The 951-nt window shown below is 74.4% G+C and carries 1 protein-coding gene; it reads right to left on the bottom strand.

Annotation, left to right across the window (positions count from 1 at the left end):
* Positions 1-139 precede the first annotated feature (139 nt).
* Positions 140-919: an enoyl-CoA hydratase/isomerase family protein gene (locus FGF04_RS39505; RefSeq protein WP_149516206.1), complete on the bottom strand. Its 780-nt coding sequence runs from the start codon at positions 917-919 to the stop codon at positions 140-142.
* Between the last annotated feature and the right edge of the window lie 32 nt (positions 920-951).

Here is a 951-nt window from a genome sequence, read left to right as displayed (position 1 = left end):
GTCCCGCCGGGGCCGGGCCGCCCGCCGTCCTCAGGTAGCGGACGGCTGTCGCGGCCATTGCTGCGTGTCCCATCACGGTTCCATTGAACCTGACGGTGTGTCAGACCGGAAGGGTGGCGGGGAGGGTACGGGCCGTTGTTCAGCGGCCCTCGAAGCGCGGAGTACGGCGTTCGGCGTAGGCCGTCACGCCCTCGGTGGCGTCCTGGGTCGTCATGTTGAGTTCCTGGGCGTTCGCCTCGGCGGTGAGGGCGGCGGCGCGGTCGGAGTCCAGGGAGGCGTTCACGAGCTGCTTGGTGAGGGCGAGGGAGCGGGTGGGGCCGGCGGCGAGGCGTTCGGCCCAGGCGCGGGCCGTCTTCTCCAGCTCGCCGTCCGGTACGACGCGGTTGACCAGGCCGAGGCGGTGGGCGTCCGCGGCGGTCAGGGCGTCCCCGAGGAACATCAGCTCCTTCGCCCGCTGCGGGCCGATCAGGCGGGGCAGGAGGTAGGCGCCGGCGCCGTCCGGGACGAGGCCGCGGCGGACGAACACCTCGATGAACCGGGCCGATTCGGCGGCCAGGACGAGGTCGCAGGCGTAGGCGAGGTGGGCGCCGAGGCCGGCCGCGGTGCCGTTCACGGCCGCGACGACCGGTTTCTCGCAGTCCAGGACCGCGGTGACGAGGCGGTGGGCGCCGGTCCTGATGAGGCGGGCGACGTCTCCGGGGGCGCGGGCCGTGGTGGGCGGGGCGCCGCGGAGGTCGGCGCCGGCGCAGAAGCCGCGGCCGGTTGCCGTGAGCACGACGGCGCGGGKGGTGGCGTCTTCCGACGCCTGCTCCAGGAGGTGGATGAGGTGGTCGCGGTGTTCGGGGGCGAGGGCGTTCATGGCCTCGGGCCGGTCGAGGGTGATCCAGGAGACGTGCCGGTCGGTGGTGTGCCTGATCACGGGGTCCCTCCGGGGGTGGGGGTGGCTGAGGG

It is taken from the genome of Streptomyces apricus (assembly GCF_008369065.1).
GTDB lineage: Bacteria > Actinomycetota > Actinomycetes > Streptomycetales > Streptomycetaceae > Streptomyces > Streptomyces apricus.
Note: the sequence above shows the minus strand (reverse complement) of the source record. Positions and strands in the feature narration are given on the sequence as shown.